Annotated in this window: 3 protein-coding genes; 1 reads left to right on the top strand and 2 read right to left on the bottom strand. The window is 70.7% G+C overall.

Annotated features, from left to right (window positions below; translation table 11 throughout):
- Positions 1 to 291: 291 nt before the first annotated feature.
- Together Ae505Ps2_RS34395 and Ae505Ps2_RS34390 are read right to left on the bottom strand one after the other, a co-directional pair.
- Positions 292 to 1,455, bottom strand: a complete 1,164-nt coding sequence (locus Ae505Ps2_RS34395; RefSeq protein ID WP_075554445.1) for a hypothetical protein — start codon at positions 1,453 to 1,455, stop codon at positions 292 to 294.
- A 1-nt stretch (position 1,456) separates the two neighbouring features.
- Complete coding sequence (locus Ae505Ps2_RS34390; protein ID WP_075554438.1) at positions 1,457 to 1,861, bottom strand: hypothetical protein; 405 nt, start codon at positions 1,859 to 1,861, stop codon at positions 1,457 to 1,459.
- Positions 1,862 to 1,991: 130 nt separating this feature from the next.
- On the opposite strand from Ae505Ps2_RS34390, the gene Ae505Ps2_RS34385 reads away from it, so the two are divergent.
- Positions 1,992 to 2,261: a hypothetical protein gene (locus Ae505Ps2_RS34385; protein ID WP_075313538.1), complete on the top strand. Its 270-nt coding sequence runs from the start codon at positions 1,992 to 1,994 to the stop codon at positions 2,259 to 2,261.
- Positions 2,262 to 2,382 lie beyond the last annotated feature (121 nt).

The raw sequence follows: 2,382 nt of genomic DNA, 5'->3' as shown, positions 1-2,382 counted from the left end.
GGCAGCACCGCGCAGAGCCCTGAGAGCGCCAGAGACGGCCTCTCGGGCCTCGTGGGTGTGTCGGCGTGGTGCACCGTCTCCGGGGAGCGTCACGGCCTTCGTGGAGCCGACTCGACCCAGCACGGGGAGAGGGCTTACGGTGTGGGGAGCATGCGCCGCAGCCATCGAGCCGCCCTTTCTCTCTTTGGGGCCGCTCGTGGTGCCAATTCGGAGGGTTCGATCTCCGGGTCTGGCAGCGGCGCATCGCCATATGCAGTGAAGGTGTGAATCTTCGCGCCCTGAATCTTGGCCCTAGGCCGCGAGCGCGGTGACACCAGGTCCCTCCGGCGGGCACGCCGACCGGATCGCGGCGACGTAGTCGGGGTATCCGTGCAGGTAGGGGGCACGGAACCGGGTCAGCTCCTCACCGGGGGCCGACAGCAGCGCGACACCGGGGCGAGCAGTGGTGTGCCGGTCGGCCACCTCGGCCGGGGCGCCGGGGTGCAACAGCTCGACGCTGGCACGGTTGTCGGTGCGGAAGCTGATCCGCAGCGAGCACATGGCGCGCTCGAACGCCCCGACGATCACGGCCTCAGCGCGCTGCACGATCAGCACCAGCCGGTAACCGGCCTTCGCGCCCTCGGCGAGCAGACGCCCGACCAGCGACCGGATGCGCTTGCCGATCGGGTCCTTGGTCGTCGACGCGGCGTCGGCGACCCGGTAGAGCGCGGCCAGCTCCTCAAGGACGACGACTCGCAGCGGCTGGTCGGTGGTGATCGCGACGGTGTCGCGGTCGGCGGGCATCGCGGCGATGCGCGCGGCCATGTCGGCGACGAGCGCCTGGAGCAGGGCCTCGTGGGCGCCGGGGTCGTCGACACCGGAGACCTGCAGAGCAGCGTGTCGAGTCCCGGCGAACGGACGCCACAGCAGCCCGGTCGGGTCCGACCCGCAGATCATGACCAACGGGTCAGCGGCGAGCTGAGCCAGCAGCCCGTAGGTCCAGACGCTCTTCCCAGAGCGGGTGACGCCCTGCACGATCGTGTGCGCGACATCGTCGGCCCAGGACTGCACGAGGTCCCGGGCCGTCTCGTCCACCCCGAGCGCGATCCGGCCCGGAGCGGCGGGTAGGACCAGGCTCACGGTGCCCTCGAGCGGGTCGACGCCGAGCAGCTCGACCCGGGCATGGATCTGCCCCAGCGGGGAGATGCACAGCGCGGCCGCGCCCAGGTGCGGGGCGATGCGCAGCGCCACCCGGCGCAGATCGGCAACCAGCTGACCAGGCAGGAGCTTGATCGTCAGCACCGTCGGCGGGCCCAGGACGATGTCGACCAGCTGCGGCACGACAACCGTCGCGCCGGAGACGGTGTCGACCCGGCAGCACAGCCCGGCGCCCTCGCACGCCTGCCGCCACGACCACCACAGGCCATCGGCCTCACGCTCATCGACCGCCCGATCCCTCCTCGCCCAGAGGCCCATGTCAGGCCGCCTCGCCCTCAGGCTTACGACCACGCCCGACCTGCCCACGAATACCGTCCGCCGACCAGCGCGGCGGGGTGAGCTGACCGGTCTTGCGCTGCACATAGCCGGGAGTCATCACCAGGCCGTCGAAGTGCAGCGGCTGACCGAGCGAGCCCACCGCCGGGCGGTCGTGGGAGGCGATCAGGATCTCGACGACAGCGCTCTTGTCCCGCTCGTCGTCCTGGTCGGCCGGGGTCAGGGCCTCGACCCGCCACAGGCCGCGGCCGTGCTCGTCGGTGTCCTGGCGGCCCTGCGGGTCCGGGCGGCGCGAGCCGTCAGACAACTCGACCCACTTCGCCACCGGCGTCACAGTGCCGGTGCTGATCAGGGTCACGCGGTCGGTGTCGATCGGATAGCTACGCACGTCCTCCGCCTCTCGTCGCCATTCTTGCCCACCATTAGCACAAGACTAGCACGACTTGCGTCCCACTCATAGGACACGGAGATGCGAGACAATGCCTAGCATGAGACACCAAGAGCGAGAGGACCCTGTCATGACCAGCGCCCAGCGGGAGGCCCTAGACGAGCTCATCCCTCCCTCTCAGCAGACCGGCGACCTCCGCGCCGACCTCATCACCGCCGCCCAGGAGACGTGGCGCCGGCGCGGCCGAAATTCGATGCTCGGCGGACTCGTCCTGCACGCCCTCTACGAGGACGCCCAGTCCTGGCGCACCGTCGAGTACCTGACCGGCATCCCTCGGATGACCGCTCGGCGGTGGGCCACGCCCCCACAAAAAGCAGAGCCCGACGCCCAGGACCAATGACACCCGCCGGTCCACTGCACGCCTCCGGCGGCCACTGCGTGGTGCACCTCCGCTCCCGCAGCAGCCGAGAAAGGCGTGCGGTTTTCAGGGGTGGCGGGTGGCGTGAGGCTCCGGGTGGGGC

Origin of the sequence: Pseudonocardia sp. Ae505_Ps2 (assembly GCF_001932425.1) — a bacterium.
GTDB lineage: Bacteria > Actinomycetota > Actinomycetes > Mycobacteriales > Pseudonocardiaceae > Pseudonocardia.
This window is presented reverse-complemented; position numbering and strand designations above follow the sequence as displayed.